Source organism: Streptacidiphilus sp. EB129, assembly GCF_041262645.1.
Taxonomy (GTDB): Bacteria; Actinomycetota; Actinomycetes; order Streptomycetales; family Streptomycetaceae; genus Streptacidiphilus.
Window position 1 is genome coordinate 159,769 of sequence record NZ_JBGCCS010000005.1, and the last position, 18,092, is coordinate 177,860.

13 protein-coding genes are annotated in these 18,092 nt (G+C 71.9%); 5 read left to right on the plus strand and 8 right to left on the minus strand.

Features of this window, described 5'->3' with window-relative positions; genetic code table 11:
- Positions 1–3: 3 nt before the first annotated feature.
- Positions 4–624, minus strand: coding sequence for a TetR/AcrR family transcriptional regulator (locus ABH925_RS08545; RefSeq protein WP_370146552.1), 621 nt, complete (start codon positions 622–624; stop codon positions 4–6).
- 319 nt (positions 625–943) lie between these two features.
- On the opposite strand from ABH925_RS08545, the gene ABH925_RS08550 reads away from it, so the two are divergent.
- From ABH925_RS08550 to ABH925_RS08565, 4 genes are all read left to right on the plus strand, one after another.
- Positions 944–1,924, plus strand: a complete 981-nt coding sequence (locus ABH925_RS08550; protein WP_370146553.1) for a tetratricopeptide repeat protein — start codon at positions 944–946, stop codon at positions 1,922–1,924.
- A gap of 640 nt (positions 1,925–2,564) precedes the next feature.
- Positions 2,565–3,200 carry a DUF6230 family protein gene (locus ABH925_RS08555; protein WP_370146556.1) on the plus strand — a complete coding sequence of 212 codons (636 nt, stop codon included), beginning with the start codon at positions 2,565–2,567 and terminating at the stop codon, positions 3,198–3,200.
- A 160-nt stretch (positions 3,201–3,360) separates the two neighbouring features.
- The gene (locus ABH925_RS08560) at positions 3,361–3,924 is read left to right on the plus strand and encodes a DUF6114 domain-containing protein (protein WP_370146557.1); all 564 of its coding nucleotides are present in this window, start codon (positions 3,361–3,363) and stop codon (positions 3,922–3,924) included.
- Entirely contained in the window at positions 3,914–5,317 is a 1,404-nt protein-coding gene (locus ABH925_RS08565) for a hypothetical protein (RefSeq protein WP_370146558.1), read from the plus strand. Before ABH925_RS08560 ends, ABH925_RS08565 begins: the two co-directional genes overlap by 11 nt.
- 78 nt (positions 5,318–5,395) lie before the next feature.
- On the opposite strand, the gene pyk is transcribed toward ABH925_RS08565, so the two are convergent.
- The 5 genes from pyk to ABH925_RS08590 all read right to left on the minus strand — a co-directional run bounded on the left by pyk (position 5,396) and on the right by ABH925_RS08590 (position 12,984).
- A complete protein-coding gene (gene pyk / locus ABH925_RS08570) occupies positions 5,396–6,826 on the minus strand; it encodes a pyruvate kinase (protein WP_370146560.1) in 1,431 nt (476 codons plus the stop codon).
- Positions 6,827–6,901: 75 nt separating this feature from the next.
- Positions 6,902–8,065, minus strand: coding sequence for an acetate kinase (locus ABH925_RS08575; protein WP_370146562.1), 1,164 nt, complete (start codon positions 8,063–8,065; stop codon positions 6,902–6,904).
- On the minus strand, positions 8,062–10,230 hold the full coding sequence (gene pta, locus ABH925_RS08580; RefSeq protein ID WP_370146563.1) for a phosphate acetyltransferase: 2,169 nt from the start codon (positions 10,228–10,230) through the stop codon (positions 8,062–8,064). The genes ABH925_RS08575 and pta overlap by 4 nt, the downstream gene beginning before the upstream one ends.
- A 153-nt stretch (positions 10,231–10,383) precedes the next feature.
- Positions 10,384–11,358, minus strand: coding sequence for a hypothetical protein (locus ABH925_RS08585; RefSeq protein WP_370146566.1), 975 nt, complete (start codon positions 11,356–11,358; stop codon positions 10,384–10,386).
- Positions 11,359–11,556: 198 nt separating this feature from the next.
- Positions 11,557–12,984, minus strand: a complete 1,428-nt coding sequence (locus tag ABH925_RS08590; RefSeq protein ID WP_370146811.1) for an APC family permease — start codon at positions 12,982–12,984, stop codon at positions 11,557–11,559.
- A gap of 436 nt (positions 12,985–13,420) precedes the next feature.
- Between ABH925_RS08590 and ABH925_RS08595 the strand changes: the two genes are divergently transcribed.
- Positions 13,421–14,107: a pyridoxamine 5'-phosphate oxidase family protein gene (locus tag ABH925_RS08595; protein ID WP_370146569.1), complete on the plus strand. Its 687-nt coding sequence runs from the start codon at positions 13,421–13,423 to the stop codon at positions 14,105–14,107.
- Positions 14,108–14,153: 46 nt separating this feature from the next.
- On the opposite strand, the gene aroA is transcribed toward ABH925_RS08595, so the two are convergent.
- Both aroA and glgB read right to left on the minus strand, forming a co-directional pair.
- Positions 14,154–15,392 carry a 3-phosphoshikimate 1-carboxyvinyltransferase gene (aroA, locus tag ABH925_RS08600; protein ID WP_370146570.1) on the minus strand — a complete coding sequence of 413 codons (1,239 nt, stop codon included), beginning with the start codon at positions 15,390–15,392 and terminating at the stop codon, positions 14,154–14,156.
- 135 nt (positions 15,393–15,527) lie between these two features.
- Complete coding sequence (gene glgB, locus ABH925_RS08605; protein WP_370146572.1) at positions 15,528–18,032, minus strand: 1,4-alpha-glucan branching protein GlgB; 2,505 nt, start codon at positions 18,030–18,032, stop codon at positions 15,528–15,530.
- Positions 18,033–18,092 lie beyond the last annotated feature (60 nt).

Sequence of the window (18,092 nt, forward strand, 5' to 3'; positions counted from 1 at the left end):
GCGTCAGTCCTGGTGAAGGGCCGTCAGGGGGGCCAGGAGCAGCGTGGTGAAGCGGCTGATCCACTGGGGGTCGGCGCAGGCGCCCAGGACCAGGACCCGGTGCTCGACCGCGCCGGCGATGGTGTCGAAGATGATGTCGACGTCCTGGGCGGCCACCTCCGGGTCGGCGTCCGGGGGGAGTTCGCCGCGGGCCTGGGCGGCGGCCCGGCCCTGGTGCACCAGGCGTTTCTGCGGGTCGATGATGGCTTCGCGGACCCGCTGCCGCAGCGCCGGGTCGCGGGTGGCCTCGGCGAAGAGCGCCAGCAGGGCGGCCTGGCTCTCCGGCAGCGCCAGCAGGTCGGCGAACTGCTGGACCACGGCCTCGATGTCGGCGCGCAGGCTGCCGAGGTCGATCATCTCCAGGTCGTCGAAGAGCACCGCGACGGCGTCCACCACCAGCTCGTTCCGTGACGGCCAGCGCCGGTAGAGGGTGGTCTTGGCGACCCCCGCGCGGGTGGCGACGTCCCCCATGGTCAGCCCGCCCCAGCCGTGCTCGGCGAGCGCGGCGCGGGTGGCGGCGAGGATCGCCAGGTCCGCGTCGGCGCTACGGGGACGGCCCCGGCGCGGCGTGGTGAGCTCGGTCATGGGGATCCTCGCAGGTGGGAAAGGTGCGTCTGCGGAGGTTACCTGTGTTCGTCCGGGGTGGCGGAAGGGGCGCGACCGGGAACGTGGCGCAGTTCACGTCGGAGCGTGTGCACGCGGCGACCGAAGGCATATACGCTACGACTCGTAGCGAAAGCTTGCGACAGCCACGCCGGCGCGGATGGGGATTCGCGCACCAGTACCCCGGGACGGTGCCGACCGCCTCCCTGGGCCCCGCAGCCGGCGGGAGTCCACGGAGTGAATGTCGGTCAGCTTTCCGGACGATTCACGTAGTAGCGCGCGGACGGGGGAGGATAGAGCCATGCAGCCACGGAACATGTCCATGCGCGGTGCGGTCGACCTCGCCGCGGTCAAGGCGGCAGCGGAGGCCGCCCAGAAGGCGGAGCAGGCTCGTGCCGCCCGCGCCCGTCAGGCCCAGGAGGCGGGGGGCGACGATGCCGCCCCCTCGGCCGGGCCACTGGTGTTCGACGTCACGGAGACCGAGTTCGAGGACCGGGTGGTCCAGCTGTCGGCCGAGGTGCCGGTGCTGTTGAACTTCTGGGCCGAGGGCTATGCGCCCGCCGAGCAGCTCAACCCGGTGCTGGAGCGGCTGGCCGAGGAGTACGACGGCCGCTTCGTGCTCGCCATGGTCGACATCCGCACCAGTCAGAACCTGGCCCAGCAGGCGCAGATCCGGGACCTGCCCACGGTGCTCGCGGTGGTGGCCGGGCAGCTGATCCCGCTGTTCGAGGGTCCGGCGACGGAGCCGCAGATCCGCCAGCTGCTGGACGAGCTGATCAAGGTCGCCGGGGAGCGGCTGGGCGTGGTCGGCGAGGTCGGGATCCGCTCGGGGCGTGGCGGTGTGGTCGAGGCCGCCGCCGAGCCGCCGGCCGATCCGGCGCTGCAGGCCGCGCATGACGCCATGGACCAGGGTGACCTGGGCGGCGCGATCCAGGCCTACCGCAACGTCCTCTCCGACCGGCCCGGCAATGCCGAGGCGTCGCTCGGCCTGGCCCAGGCCGAGCTGCTGCAGCGGGTGCAGGGGGTGGACCCGCAGGCGGCCCGCGCGGCGGCGGCCGAGCGTCCGGCGGATCCGGAGGCGCAGATCGTCGCAGCCGATCTGGACCTGGTCGGCGGCCATGTCGAGGACGCCTTCGCGCGCCTGGTCGACACCGTCGGCCTGACCGCGGGCACGGACCGTGACCGGGTGCGGACGCATCTGCTGCAGCTGTTCGAGGTCATCGGCGCGGACGACCCGCGGGTGACGAAGGCTCGCGGAGCGCTGGCACGACGGCTGTTCTGACCGGCCGGGGGCGGGATTCCGGCCCGGAGCGGCTTGACGATTTGCCGACAAAGGCGGCACGAGGGCCGAGTTTTATCAAATCTTGATATTCAGCGTCGGCGGTCACCCTGGGTGGCCGCCTTCGTCTGTTAACTCCATGTTTCCCCTGGATTGCCCGGTTACTCGATCATTGCATCGTCACGCGCCGTGATTCACCCCTCGGTCACGTGAACGATTGGCATCACCCTCTCCTTACTCGCCAGTAATGAAGTACTTGTGCAGTGGGCCCGTTTGGACCAACATCAGGCTCGCTCGGTCCGTTTCCACAGCCCCGACAGCCGGTCGGGGGTGCGGGCGACGGAATCCCCACCGGGCCGGGGCCGGCCAGCCGGTCCCGTGAGGGCAGGGGGGTCTTCGCCTTCCCCGGTGAAGCCTGTCCTCTCACGGCCGCGCATCCAGCACGGCCGGTGGTTGTCGCTCGGGGGTGATCGCCGATGCTGCCGATCAGACGTGGTTGTTCAGGTGAGGGACCTCACGGGGCTCACGGATCACACGCAGCCGACGCGCTCCCCTTCCCGAGGACGTAGCTCTTCTCCCCATCCCAGGCCGGGGCCCAAGCGGGGCAGGCCGGAGATGCACGTCCGAGAAGGAGGACCTCGTTATGTCTCAGACTTACGGCAAGACCCGCTGGAAGCGGTTCGCCGTCGTCATGGTCCCGACCATCGCCGCCACCGCGGCCGTCGGGGTCAGCATTGCCCAGGGTGCGCTTGCCGCATCGTTCAGCGTCTCGGGTGTGCAGGCCAAGGTGACCGCCGGTGAGCTCGACGGCACCGGGTTCACCCAGTACGGCACGGTGGACTTCCACAATGCCAAGGACCCGAAGACCGGCTTCCCGGTGGCGGTGTCGGGCTTCACGTCCGCCACCATCAAGAGCCTCTGCCAGTCGGTGCCGGTGTCGACCCCGTTCGGGACCTACACCCTCACCATCCATGCTGGTGACGACCCGGCGAACCCGGTCACCGCCAAGCAGATCTTCCTGGACATGACCGACCTCCAGGCCAAGACTGCGACCTTCACCAACATCAACATCGGTGTCGCCGTCGGCGGCATCACCAAGGGCCCGGTGAACCCGCAGGACGCGGGCAAGACCGACCCGACCGGCTTCGCGCAGGAGGCCGACTCGGCCACCCTGACCGGCGTCGTCCAGCAGTCGTGGGCCACCTCGGCGGGCACCTTCTCGCTCAACGGGATGCACCTCAGCCTGGCCTCGGGCGACTCCCCGTGCCCCTCGCCGTGACCGCTGCGGCTCGCCGCTGAACCACCGGCGGAGTTCTGATGCTCCGTCAAGCGCGGCGGGGAGGGGCCCAGGTCCCTCCCCGCCGTCCGTTCCAGACTCCTGCGGTGGCCCCCACACCGCAGTCGACAAGCTTTGCACTACTCCACCAGGGAGCTGCCACGTGACGAGCGCGACCGCACAGGCGCGGCCCGAGCCCGGGACCGGCTTCAGCAAGGCCCGCCGGGCGTTCCGGAACTGGCGCCGTAGTCGTCCCTTCTGGGGCGGCCTGCTGGTCCTTCTCGCCGGCTTTCCGATCCTGTACTTCCCCTATGCCTCCCTGAACGTCAGCGGGCTGCGCATCCAGCTCTCGACCACCGCCGGAGCCGGGGCGCTGATCATCGGCCTGCTGCTGATCTCGCTCGGCATCTCGGTGTGGTTCCAGCCCCTGGTGCGGGTGTTCGCCGGCATCGCGGCGATCGTGCTGTCCCTGGTGTCGCTGCCGATGGCGAACTTCGGCGGCTTCGGTCTCGGCCTGATCCCGGGGCTCCTCGGCGGGGCGCTGGTCTGCTCCTGGGCGCCGCTGAAGGCGCCCAGGAACGCCGAGTCGGTGGCGGACCCGGTGGCCGAGACGAGGCTGACGGAGCTGATGGCCGAGGAGACCGCCGCACCTCGGGCGGCTGCCCAGAACGAGGCGGGTGCCGCGCACGCGGCCGACGGCGGGGAGGCGACGAGCGATGGCCAGTGACAGCGGTAGCACCGCCATGTCGGCCGACGAGTCGCAGCCGCCGGTCCGCCGGTCCGCCCGGCACGCGGCCCCGCGCCGTACCGTCCGGGGCCGGATGCAGCTCCCGGTCGGCCGCGCCCTGGCGCTCACCGCGGTGCCGACGGCGCTGCTGATGGGCTCCATCGCGCCCAAGCTGGCCTTCGCCGCCGACACCAGGACCGCTGCCCCGATCTCGACCGGCAGCTCCGGCCCCGCGGCCACCGGTACCGACTGCACCAAGGAGGCGGCGGCCGCCAAGAGCGCGGCGGCCTCGACGGCGCCGCAGCAGGGGAGCAGCGCGAAGTCCTCCGCCACGCAGTCCTCGACCTCCAAGGCGGCGCCGCGGACCGGGACACCGGTGAAGGCCGCGACGGCCCCCACCGCGACCGCGGTGCCGGTGCAGCGGGCCCAGAGCGCGCCGCAGCAGGCGGCTCCGGCCACCGCGCCGACGACCGCGCCGAGCGCGGCCCCGACCACGGCGCCGGCTTCCGCGCCGGTCCAGAGCCCCGACCCGGCCAATCCCATCGACGGGCTGCTGCACGGCATCGGCACCCTGCTGGGCCTGAACCAGCACGCGGGTGCCGGCACCGGCGTGGCCACCCCCACCGCGACCGCCACCCCCACCGCCGCCGCGAGGACCGCGCCGCGGGCCGCCGCGGTCCCGGCCGCTGCCGCCACCACCGCTCCTGCGGCGAGCCACACCACCGCCCCGGCGGCGCCGGTCGGTGCGCCCGTGACGGCGCCGACGACCGCGCCCGGCACGCCGTCCGCGCCGTCCACCGGCACGCCCACGAAGGCGCCGACGACGCCCGCCGCCACGGCCACCCCCGGCGCCGCCACGCACGTGATGTGCGACGCCAGCCACCTGGCCGCGCCGATGGACACCAGCGTCATCGGCGCGGGGGAGTTCCCCAAGGACCCCTGGACGCTGAAGTCGAGCGACCTGGAGCTGATCAACACCCAGTTCTGGGGCGTGAAGACCATCCCGACCGCCGGTGGGGACGTCCGGGTACTGAAGTTCACGGCCCAGGAAGTCAACATCGGCGACCTGGACATGTCGACGCAGCAGAACGGCCAGCGGCTGCACGTCCAGGGCGGTGCCGGCACCACCTCGACCATGCGCGACAGCACGGTGACCATGTATGTCACCAGCCTCTCGGGCACGCTCAAGGCGGCCGAGGGCATCCCGCTGGGCTGGCTGAACCTCAGCCTGACGCTCACCCCGGACACCCTGCCGGACTGGCTGTACAACCTGGTCGGCTCGATTCCGGTCCCGCTGACGCTGGAGTTCAGCGACGCCACGGCGATCCAGGCCGGGCAGGTCGGCGGCACGCTGACCATCCCCGGCATGCACCTGTTCTACACCGCCTCCTGACGGGCCCTCGGCACGACGAAGGCCGGCCCGGTCGAACCTCGACCGGGCCGGCCTTGTCGTTCACCCGCGCGGGTGCGGTCAGCCGCTCGCGCTCTCGCCCAGGTGGTGCACCCGGAGCATGTTCGTGGTGCCGACCACGCCGGGGGGCGAACCGGCGGTGACGATGAAGGTGTCGCCCTGGCCGTAGCGGCCCAACTGCCGTACCGCGCCGTCGACCTGGTCGACCATCGCGTCGGTGTTGTCCACCTGCGGGGTCACGAAGGTCTCCACGCCCCAGCTCAGGGTCAGCTGGTTGCGGGTACAGGCGTCCGGGGTGAAGGCCAGCACCGGGATCGGCGAGCGGTAGCGGGACAGCCGGCGGGCGGTGTCACCGGACTTGGTGAACGCCACCAGCGCCTTGGCGCCGAGGAAGTCGCCCAGCTCGCAGGCGGCCCGGGCGACCGCCCCGCCCTGGGTGCGCGGCTTGCGGCCCGGGTTCAGCGGCTGCAGGCCCTGCGACAGCAGTTCCTCCTCGGCCGCCTCGATGATCCGCGACATGGTCTGCACGGTCTCGATCGGGAACTTGCCGACGCTGGACTCGGCGGAGAGCATGACCGCGTCCGCGCCGTCCAGGATGGCGTTGGCGCAGTCGGAGGCCTCCGCGCGGGTGGGGCGCGAGGCGGTGATCATCGACTCCATCATCTGGGTGGCGACGATGACCGGCTTGGCGTTCCGGCGGCAGAGCGTGATCAGGCGCTTCTGCACCAGCGGCACCCGCTCCAGCGGGTACTCCACGGCGAGGTCGCCGCGGGCCACCATGACCGCGTCGAAGGCCAGGACGATCTCCTCCATGGCCTCCACCGCCTGCGGCTTCTCCACCTTGGCGATGACCGGGACGCGGATCCCGACCTCGTCCATCACCGCGTGGACGTCGTCGATGTCGGCGGCGTTGCGCACGAACGAGAGCGCGACCATGTCGACGCCCAGACGCAGCGAGAAGCGCAGGTCGTCCTTGTCCTTCTCGGACAGGGCGGGGACGTTGACGGCCGCGCCGGGCAGGTTGATGCCCTTGTTGTTGGAGAGCACCCCGCCCTCGACGACCCGGGTCACCACACGCGGGCCGTCGACGCTGACGACCTCCAGCGCGATCACGCCGTCGTTGATCAGGACCGGGTCGCCGGGCTTCACGTCGCCGGGCAGGCCCTTGTAGGTGGTACCGCAGATGTGCTGGTCACCGGGGACGTCCTCGGTGGTGATGGTGAAGGTGTCACCGTTCTCGACGGTCACCGGACCGTCGGCGAAGGTCGCCAGACGGATCTTGGGACCTTGCAGGTCGGCGAGAACGCCGACGGCGCGTCCGGTCGCCTCCGAGGCGGCGCGCACATTGCGATAGCGCTCCTCGTGGTCGGCGTGGACGCCGTGGCTCATGTTCAGACGGGCGACGTTCATGCCAGCTTCGATCAGTGATTTCAACTGTTCGAAGTTGTCCGTCGCGGGACCCAGGGTGCAGACGATCTTGGCTCGGCGCATATGGCTCATTCTATCGGGTCACCTTTCGGGTGCATTCTCGAACAAACGATGCTCAATCGACGCTCTGGATCCTTCTCAGGCGCTCTGGATCCGACGGACCAGGCCGAATGTCTGCTGGGCGATCTCCAATTCCTCGTCGGTGGGCACCACGGCGACCGCCACCCGGGAGGTGGGGGTCGAGATCAGCCGCGGTTCGGTGGAACGGACCTGGTTGAGGGCGTGGTCGAGGTCGATGCCGAGGTCCTCCAGGCCGGCCAGTGCCGCCTCGCGGACCGGGACCGCGTTCTCGCCGACCCCGGCGGTGAAGGCGATCGCGTCCACCCGGCCGAGTACCGCGTAGTAGCCGCCCAGGTACTTGCGCAGCCGGTGCACGTAGATGTCGAAGGCCAGCCTCGCCTGCTCGTCGCCCTCGGCGATCCGGCGGGTGATCTCCCGCATGTCGTTGTCGCCGCACAGGCCGGCCAGGCCGCTGCGGCGGTTCAGCAGGGTGTCGATCTCGTCCACGGACAGACCGCCGACCCGGTGCAGGTGCAGCAGGATCGCCGGGTCCAGATCCCCCGATCGGGTGCCCATGACCAGGCCCTCCAGCGGGGTCAGGCCCATCGAGGTGTCCACGCAGCGACCGCCGGCCACGGCCGCGGCGCTGGCGCCGTTGCCGAGGTGCAGCACGATCACGTTCACCGCTTCGGGTGACTTCCCCAGAAGTTCGGCGGTACGCCGGGACACGTACTGATGGGATGTGCCGTGGAAGCCGTAGCGGCGGACGGAGTAACGGTCCGCGGTGGCCGTGTCGATGGCGTAGCGGGCGGCGCTCTCCGGCATGGTGGCGTGGAAGGCGGTGTCGAACACCGCGACCTGCGGCAGGTCGGGCCGCAGCTTGCGGGCGATCTCGATGCCGGTGATGTTGGCCGGGTTGTGCAGTGGAGCGAGCGGGATCAGCTCGCGCATCGCCTGCACCACCTGGTCCGTGATCAGGGTGGGCGCGGTGAAACGGGTGCCGCCGTGGACGGCGCGGTGCCCGATGGCGGCGAGCTGCGGGGAGTCCAGCCCCAGGCCCCTGGCGGCCAGCTCGTCGGCGACCAGATCGAGGGCGGCGGTGTGGTCCGGGCAGTCGCCGGGCTCGCCGATCCGCTCGACCAGGCCGGAGGCCGGGCGGCTCCCGTCCGTCATCTCGATGAGCTGGTACTTCACGGAGGAGGAACCGGAGTTGAGGACGAGAACGCGGGTGGCGTCGGTCACGACTGCTGCTCCTTGCCTGCTGCCTGCTCGGCCTGCGGTGCCTGTTCGGACTGCAGTGCCTCCTGGGCGCTGCGGGCCTGGCAGGCGGTGATGGCCACGGTGTTCACGATGTCCTGGACCAGCGCGCCGCGCGACAGGTCGTTCACCGGCTTGCGCAGACCCTGCAGCACCGGGCCCACGGCCACCGCCCCGGCCGAGCGCTGGACCGCCTTGTAGGTGTTGTTGCCGGTGTTCAGGTCAGGGAAGACCAGCACCGTCGCCCGGCCGGCCACCGCGGAGCCGGGCAGCTTGGTCGCGGCGACGTCGGGTTCGACCGCGGCGTCGTACTGGATCGGGCCCTCGACCATCAGGTCCGGTCGCAGCCGCCGGACCAGCTCGGTGGCCTTGCGGACCTTGTCCACGTCCACGCCGCTGCCGGAGGTCCCGGTGGAGTAGGAGAGCATCGCGACCCGGGGCTCCACCCCGAAGCGGGCCGCGGTGTCGGCGGACTGGACGGCGATGTCGGCGAGCTGCTCGGCGTCCGGGTCGGGGTTGACCGCGCAGTCGCCGTAGACCAGCACCCGGTCGGCCAGGCACATGAAGAAGACCGAGGAGACGATGGCCGCGCCCGGCGAGGTCTTGATGATCTCGAAGGCGGGTCGGATGGTCGCCGCGGTGGAGTGCACCGCGCCGCTCACCATGCCGTCGGCCAGGCCCTCCTGGACCATCAGGGTGCCGAAGTAGCTGACGTCGGTGACCACGTCGTGCGCGGCCTCCACGGTCATCCCCCGGTGCCTGCGGATCTCCGCGTAGAGCTCGGCGAACCGGTCCCGCAGCGGGGAGGTGGCCGGGTCGATGATCCGGGCCCGGGCCCGTTCCGGCGCGTCCTCGCGGTCCAGGCCCAGGTCCAGGCCCAGCTCGGCGAGCCGTCGGCGGACCGCGCTGTCGGGGCCGAGCAGGGTGAGGTGGCAGACGTTGCGGCGCAGCAGCACCTCGGCGGCCCGCAGCACCCGCTCCTCGGTCCCCTCCGGCAGCACCACCTCGCGCAGGGCGCCGCCGCGCGCCCGTTCCAGCAGCTCGTGTTCGAACATCATCGGGGTGACCCGCTCGGAGCGACTGAGCTCGATCCGGCTGGTCAGTTCGGCGGTGTCGACATGGAGTTCGAACAGCCCGAGCGCGGTCTCCGCCTTGCGCGGGCTGGCGGCGGTCAGCTTGCCCTCCAGCGTGGAGAGCGAGGTCGCGGTCTCGAAGCTGCCGGTGGCGACGGCGGCCACCGGGGTGCCGGGGGCGATCCGCGCGGCCAGCCGCATCACCTCGCCGTCCGGGTGCTGGCCCATCGTCAGCAGCACCCCGGCGATCGGCGGGGAGCCGGCCGAGTGGGCCGCGAGCGAGCCGACCAGCAGGTCGGCGCGGTCGCCCGGGGTGATCAGCAGGCAGCCCTCGGAGAGCGCGCCGAGCAGGTTGGGCAGCATCGCCCCGCCGAACACGAACCGGCGCACGTCCCGGGCCAGCCCGGAGGCGTCGCCGAGCAGCACCTCGGCGCCGGTGGTCTCGACGACCTGGGCGACGGTGGGCGCGGACAGTGCGGGCTCGTCCGGGATCACGTACACCGGCACGTCCGGACGGCCCGTCAGTCGCCGGGAGACCTCCTGTTTGTCCCGTCCGGCGACCCGGTTGGCGACCATGGCCAGCACGCTGCAGCCCAGGTCGGAGTAGGCGCGGTGGGCGTTGCGGACCTCGGCGACCACGGCGTCGGCGGTCTCCCGGTGGCCGCCGACCACCGGCAGCACCAGGGCGCCGAACTCGTTGGCCAGGCGGGCGTTGACCGCCAGTTCGTCCGGGATGCTGGTGCTCGCGAAGTCGGTGCCGAGCACCAGGACGGCCTGGCACTGGCGCTCCACCGCGCGGAAACGTTCCACCAGGATGCCGACCAGCTCGTCCGGTCCGCGCTCGGCCTGCAGGGCGGCGGCCTCGTCGTAGCTGAGGCCGTACAGCTCCTCGGTCGGCAGGTCCACCCGGTAGCGGCCGCGCAGCAGCTCCACCACATGGTCGGTGTGCCCGTGCCGCAGCGGGCGGAACACGCCGACCCGGTCCACCTGGCGGGTCAGCAGCTCCATGACCCCCAGCTCGACCGCCTGCCGGCCGTCCCCCCGACCGATCCCGGTCACATACACGCTGCGCGCCACGGAGGCACTCCGTTCCTTGCCTGGTCGATCGCTGACGACAGGCCCGGCGCGGACGCAGACCCGCTCCACGACATTACCCTCGCACCCGGTCGGCACCAGTGCCCGCCGGGGCAGGGTGACCAACGTCCCACGGCGCGCGGGCCGGTGCGGCGGTCAGCGCAGGAGCTGGCCGCGCCAGTGGTCGAACTGGGACTCCGGGTCGCCGGAGTAGGACCAGGGCACGCGGGTGGGCCGGTCGCCCAGGTGGCGCAGCACCTCGGCGGCCTCGGCGCTCAGCCCGGCGAAGACCAGGCCGTGCGCCAGCAGGTTGAGGTCGGCCACGTCCTGGGCGTACTCGATGCCGCTGCGGTGGCCGATCCAGTGCCGCATGGTGGTGTGCAGCGCCTGTACCGCGACCTCGTGGCTCCAGTGGTAGGTGAGGCCCACGGCGTGCGCGCCCTCGGTGTCGATCAGCTGCCGGTAGTGCTCGGCACGCGCCGCCTGGGTGAGGGCGGCCAGCGGGGAGCCGGGCGGGGCGAAGGCGGCGCTGTCCCGGGCGAAGTTGTACATCTCGCCGTGCGAGCCGTGCCAGCGGGCGGAGAGGTGGCGCAGCACCTGGTGGTGCCCCTCGCGGCTGTACGGGTCGCGGGCCTGCAGCTCGCGCCACCAGTGCCAGACGTGCGGGTGGCCCCTGCCGTAGAGGCGGGCCAGGGTCATCAGCGAGACCCAGGGGATCGGGTCGGCCGGGTTCTTCTCCGCGGCCTGCAGGCAGATCCGGGCGGCCCGGTCGAGGTGGGCGCGTTCCAGGCTGTCCTGGTTCGGCGGCGGCGCGCCCGCGCTGCGGTTGGCCTCGGCGACGGCGGAGAAGACCCGCATCACCTCGGTCTCGGCGCGCAGCACCAGCGCGTCGGGGTTGTCCGGTTCGGCGGACTGCCAGGTCTCCACAGTACGGATGCCGGCCGCGGTGTCGGCGAGCAGCCGCATCCGGTGGGTGCGCCGGTCCCAGTCGCGGCCGGTGTCGCGGAGCAGGTCGCGGGCGCCCTGCCAGCGGCCGACGACCAGGTCCTGGCGGGCGGTGGCGAGGGCGTGGTCGCCGAAGGTGGGGTCGAACCGGTTTGCTGCGGCATTGCGTCGTCGTGCTCTGGCCATGGAGGGGGACCGCTTCTCGGCTGGGACGATGGAGCTGAGGATGGAGCTTCGGTCGGCTGGGCGGAGAACGCCGCAAGCGGATGCCGGGACCGGTGGCTACCGGCCCGACATCCGCGGCTGCTGCGCTGGCATGCGCTGCAATGTCTTACGCTGCAATCTCTGACAACGTCCGTCTACGGACGGATATATGGGTGCCCGTCAGATGTCCGTGGCGAGGCTATCGCCCGTGCCGGAGGCGCTCGCCGCCAGGGTGCTCTCCCCGTACAGGGCGTCCACGGCGTCGGCCGCGGTGGCGTCCAGGCGTTGGGTGCCGGTGCGGTAGTACTCGCTGCCCTTGATCCAGTACCAGGTCATCGGGATGATGCCGAGGGCCAGCGCGCCGAGGCCGATGGCGATCTGCACACCGGGCAGGTTCATGCAGTTCTCGACGAAGAGGAAGGCCATGAACACCGCGCCGGCCAGCGGCCAGAGGCCGACGAAGATGGCGTTGGACACCGACTTCAGCACCAGCTTGCGGTAGGCGACCACCACGGCGAAGCCGGCCAGCGCGTAGTAGACCGCGATCTGCAGGCCGATGGCGGCGACCGCGTCCGCCATGATCTTGCTGACCGAGCCCAGCGAGTTGGACGCCACGAACAGGCCGAGCGAGACCACCACGACCACGGCGATGGCCACCCACGGGGTCTGCCAGCGCGAGTGCGACCGGCCGAAGACCGAGGGGACGGTCCGGTCGCGGCCCATGGCGAACAGCGAGCGGGTGACCTGGATCAGGGTGGTCTCCAGGGTGGCGATGGTGGAGAGCACGACCGCGATGACCATGATCTTGCCGCCCGCGCCCGGCCACACGGTGTTGCCCAGGGTGGTGAGCAGCGGCGGCGAGTTGGGGTCGGTGATGTCCTTCTGGCTGATGATCAGGTTCACCGCGATGGTGATGACCTCGAACAGGGCGAAGACGCCGACCACGCCGACCAGGCCGCCGAGCCCGGAGTTGCGCTTGCTGTTGCTGGTCTCCTCGCTGAGGTTGGCGGTGACGTCCCAGCCCCAGAAGTAGAAGGCGGCCACCAGGGCGGCGGCGGAGAAGCCCTTGATGCCGCCGAAGTGGCCGAAGCCCCAGAGCCAGCTCCAGGAGAAGGTGGCGGCGCTGCCGCCGTGGATCAGCGCGGCGAGGCCGAAGGCGACCAGGATGGCGACCTCGATACCGGTCATGATCCACTGCGCGTGCGCGGTGATCCGCGCTCCCAGCAGCACCAGCAGGGCCATGATCAGGAAGGCGACCGCGCCGACGCCGATCGAGGCCCAGGTGTTGTTGGCCCAGTCGCTGCTGAACAGCGACAGGGTGTACTGCCCGGCCGGCAGCGAGCCGGCCACCATGAAGATCGTCGCCGAGACGACCAGGGACCAGCCGCTGAGGAAGCCCAGTGAGGGGTGCAGCGCCCGGCCGACCCAGGAGTAGCTGGCGCCCGCGTTGACGTCCAGCCGGCCCAGGTAGTTGAAGGCCCAGGCGATGCCGAGCATCGGGATCGCGCACCACAGCAGGGCTGCGGGGCTGACCAGGCCGGCCGCGCCGACCAGCACCGCGGTGGTGGAGGCCAGCGAGTAGGCGGGGGCACTGCCGGCCAGGGCCATGATGACGGTGTCGAAGCCGCCGAGGACATTGGCGCGCAGGCCGGTTCTGCTCTCGACGGGTATCTCGTTGCGCGAAGTGCTCACGGTGGTGCCTCTCCATGGGCCGCGGCCGGAGGTGCGCGTGCGGGCGCGCGACAGGGGTGCCTCACGGCGGCGGGGCATGCGGAAGGGGGGTGGTGCGGCGGGGACGTGCAGGGCGGGGGCACGCGTCGGAGGTTCGCGCGGCGCATGGGTGCGACGGGCTTCGTGGGGCGTGCACAGCCGGAGTCAGGATCGCTGCTTCGGCACCTGGGGCTAGAGCGCGTGCCACATGGTGCCGTTCCGTTAAGGACCTTGGCAATGGTTTGGCGGATTTCGTTTACCGGCCTTCCAGAACTACGAATTCCATGTAAGAATTCAAATATCACAACTGATTTCGTCGAGCTTGGGGCGCAACATGACCGAAACATCATCCGTCGCGACGAGCGAAGGGCTTCCGCTGTCGGCCACCGACCGGACCCGGCTGCGTCGGATGCGTGAGAACGGACGGTCCGGGCGTGCCGACCTGAACGCGGTGCTCGCGGCGGGCTTCCTCTGCCACCTGGGCGTTTCGGTCGACGGTGTGCCGATGGTGGTGCCCACCGTCTACGGCGCCGACGCCGACACCCTCTATCTGCACGGCTCGGTGGCCAGCCGCAGCCTGGTGGCCTCGCCGGAGGCGACGGTCTGCGTCACGGTCACGCATGTGGACGGGCTGGTGCTGGCCCGCTCGGTGTTCGAGCACAGCGTCAACTACCGCTGCGCCATGATCTACGGCGTGCCCCGCGTGGTCACCGACCCGGAGGAGAAGCTGGAGGGTCTGCGGCTGCTGACCGAGCAGGCCGCCCCCGGCCAGTGGGACTACGCCCGGCGGCCCAACCGCAAGGAGCTCGCGGCGACCACGCTGCTGGCGCTCGCCCTGGACGAGGCCTCGGTGAAGATCAGCGCGGGGCCGCCCGACGACGGGGAGGGACCGGACGCCGCGCTCGGCCTCTGGGCCGGCGAGCTGCCGCTGCTGACCGGCTGGGGCAGCCCGGTCCCCGACCCGGCGCTGCCGGCGGGGATTCCGGTGCCGGAGCACATCGCCGCGCGACGGACGACGTAGCCGCACCCGCGCCGGTCAGCGCCGGTCAGTGCCGGTCAGGGGTTGGTCACAGGCCCCAGTCGCCGCGCAGCGCGGCCAGGGCGTCGTGGAAGCCGGGGAAGGTCTTGCGGACGCAGCCCGGGTCGTCGAGGGTGACGCCGCCGTCCACGCGCAGCGCGGCGACGCTGAAGGACATCGCGATGCGGTGGTCGCCATGGCAGGCGATGGCCGCCGAACGGGGTCGGGCCGGCTGGATCTCGATCCAGTCGGTCCCGGTGCGGACCGGGACGCCGAGGGCGGTGAGGTTCTCCTCGCAGGCCGCGAGCCGGTCGCACTCCTTGACCCGGGTGTTGTAGACGTCCTCGATCCGGACCGGGCCGTCCGCGAAGGGAGCGATGGCGGCCAGGGTCGGGACGGTGTCGGAGATGTCGCGCATGGTGACGGTGACGCCGCGGAGCCGCTCCGGCCCGGTGACGGTGACCGAGTCCGGGCGCAGGTCCACCTCCGCGCCCATCGCGGCCAGCACCTCGGCGAAGCGGACGTCCCCCTGCAGCGAGTCGGAGCCCAGGCCGGGGATGGTGACGGTGCGTCCGGTCAGCGCGGCGGCGGCCAGGAAGTAGCTGGCGGTGGAGGCGTCGGGCTCGATCAGGTAGTCGGTGGCCCGGTAGGGCTGGGCCGGCACGTGGAAGGTGTCGCCGACACGCCGGGCGTCGTTGCCGAAGCGGCGCATCATGGCCAGGGTCATCTCCACGTACGGGACCGAGACCAGGTCGGAGACGGTGATGTCCAGGCCGTCGGCCGTCAGCGGGCCGGTGAGCAGCAGTGCGGTGAGGAACTGCGAGGAGAGTCCGGCGTCGAGGGTGAGCGCGCCGCCCTTGATGCCGTCGGCGCGGACCGTCAGCGGGTGGTGGCCCTCGGCCAGCTCATGGGTGAGGTCCACGCCCAGCTCGCGCAGCGCGGTGGTCAGCGGACCGAGCGGCCGGCGGCGCATCTGTGCGGAGGCGTCGAAGCGGAAGGTGCCGTGGCCCGCGGCCGCCAGCGCCGGCAGGAAGCGTGCGGTGGTGGCCCCGTCCCGGCAGTAGACCTCGGCCGCCTCCACCGCGGGGCCGGCCGGGCGGCCCTCGACGGTCCAGTGGCCCGGCTGCTGGTCCAGCCGGTAGCCGAGGGTGCGCAGGCCCTCGGCGAAGCCCTCGCTGTCGTCGGACAGCAGTGGCCGCCGCAGGACGGTGGTGCCCTCGGCCGCGGCGGCCAGGAACAGGGCACGGGCGGTGATGGACTTGGAGCCGGGGACGGCGACGACGGTCATGCCCCGACCCTATGCGGGCACCGCTCGCCCCGTCCCGCCCGTCCGGCTCCCGGACGCGAGAGCCCGCGCCGGACCCGCGCCGCAGGACCCGCGTCCGGGAGCCGTCCGTTCGCCGTCGGGCTGCTCGGGCCGGGGTCAGGCCGGGGTCAGCCAGATGGTGGCGAGCGGCGGGAGGGTGAGCTCCGCGCTGGTGTCCCGGCCGTTCCACGGGACGGCTTCGGCCTTGACCGGATCGGGGTTGCCGATCCCGCTGCCGCCGTACACCTCGGTGTCGGTGTTGAGGACCTCCAGCCACCGTGAGTCCCGGACGTCCCCGCGGACCGTGGGCAGGCCGACCCGGTAGCCGTGCCGGACCACGGGGGACAGGTTGGTGACGCTGACCAGCGGCCGCCCGGCCCGGTCGGACCGGATGAAGGAGAAGACGTTGTCCTCGGCCGCGCCGCCGTCGATCCAGGAGAAGCCGGCCGGCTCGTTGTCCAGCTGCCACAGCGAGGGCGAGTCCAGGTAGATCCCGTTCAGATCGCGGACCAGGTCCTGGACGCCGCGGTGCTCCGCCGCGGCCGGCCAGTCATCGGCCAGGACCCACCACTGCGGGCCGTGGTCGTGGTCCCACTCCGCGCCCTGGGCGAACTCCTGCCCCATGAACAGCAGCTTCTTGCCGGGGTGGGCCCACATGTAGGCGAGGTAGGCACGCAGGTTGGCGCGCTGCTGCCACCAGTCCCCGGGCATCTTGGCGACCAGTGACCTCTTGCCGTGCACCACCTCGTCGTGCGAGATCGGCAGCAGGTAGTTCTCCGAGTACGCGTACACCATCGAGAAGGTCATCTCGTTGTGGTGGTACTTGCGGTGCACCGGCTCGTGGGACATGTACTGGAGCGAGTCGTGCATCCAGCCCATGTTCCACTTCAGGCCGAAGCCCAGGCCGCTGTGCTCGGTGGCCCGGGTGACCCCCGGCCAGGCGGTGGACTCCTCGGCGAGGGTGACCACACCGGGGCAGCGGCGGTAGACGGTGGCGTTCATCTCCTGCAGGAACCGCACCGCGTCCCAGTTCTCGCGGCCGCCGTCGGCGTTGGGGCTCCAGGCGTCGCCCTCGCGGGAGTAGTCCAGGTAGAGCATCGACGCCACGGCGTCCACCCGCAGCCCGTCCACGTGGTACTCCTGGCACCAGAACACGGCGTTGGCGACCAGGAAGTTGCGCACCTCGGTGCGGCCGTAGTCGAACTCCAGGGTGCCCCAGTCCGGGTGCTCGGCCCGCAGCGGGTCGGCCGGCTCGTACAGCGGCTGGCCGTCGAACCGGGCCAGGGCGAAGTCGTCCTTGGGGAAGTGCGCCGGGACCCAGTCCACGATCACGCCGATGCCGTGCGCGTGCAGCGCGTCGACCAGGACCTTGAAGTCGTCGGGGGTGCCCAGGCGGGCGGTGGGGGCGTAGAAGCCGGAGACCTGGTAGCCCCAGGACCCGCCGAACGGGTGCTCCATGATCGGCATCAGCTCGACATGGGTGAAGCCGAGGTCGCGGACGTATGCCGGGAGCTGCTCGGCCAGCTGCCGGTAGCTCAGACCGGGCCGCCAGGACGCCAGGTGGACCTCGTAGACGGACATCGCGTGGTCGTGCGCGCCGGCCGAGGAACGCCGGTCCAACCAGTCCTGGTCCTGCCAGACGTGGGTGGAGCGGTGCACGATCGAGGCGGTGGCGGGGGGCATCTCGGTGCGCCGCGCCAGCGGGTCGGCCTTCTGCAGCATCCGGCCGTCGCGGGTGGCGATCTCGTACTTGTAGCGATCCCCTTCGCCGACGCCGGGCACGAAGACCTCCCAGACCCCGCAACCGCCCAGCGAGCGCATCGGGTGTGCGGCGCCGTTCCAGCCGTTGAAGTCGCCGATCAGCCGCACTCCGGAGGCGTTGGGGGCCCAGACCGCGAAGCCGGTCCCGGCGACGCCGTCGATGGTGCGCGGCTGTGCGCCGAGGGCGTCCCACAGCTGCTCGTGCCGGCCCTCGCCGATCAGGTGCAGGTCGGTGCCGCCCAGGGTGGGCAGGAAGCGGTAGCCGTCCTCCTGCAGCAGCTCGGGGCCGTCGGCGTAGCTGACCCGGAGCCGGTACTGCGGCGGTTCCTGGTCCTCAGCCAGCGGGATCAGCGTGGTGAACAGCCCGTCCTGCTGGTGCGTCAGCTCGAAGCGGCCGGCGTCGGTCTCGGCGACGACCCGCTCGGCGAGCGGCCGCAGCACCCGCACGGCCGCGCCCTGCGGGACCCGGTGCATGCCGAGCACGCCGTGCGGGTCGTGGTGCCAGCCGCCGACCAGCCGGGTGATCTCGCTGGGGGCGAGGGTGGCGTCGGTGAACGGGGACGGGTCCGGCGGGCCGGACCTGCCGGGCGCGCCCGGTGTGACGGCGCCGGCCGCCGCGGTCACGGGTGCGACGGCGGTGTAGTCGACGGCCGCCGCTTGCGGGGCGGCCGAGGCGGTGGTGGTGGGGCCGGTGCTCGATCCGGAGAGCCGGACCCTTCGGTGAGGCTGCACCACCGCGGCCGGACGGCCTGCCCGGAAGGTGTCCGGGACCCGGACCCCCTCTGCGCTGCCTCCGGTCCCGAGCACGCCGGTGCTGTCGGCATTCTCGGCGGTGGGACGGGGCGGGTCGGACTGGGTCACGGCGGGTGCCTTCCTGGTCGGGTGCGGCGGCGGATCGGCGGTCTGACGCGTCGACGGGTC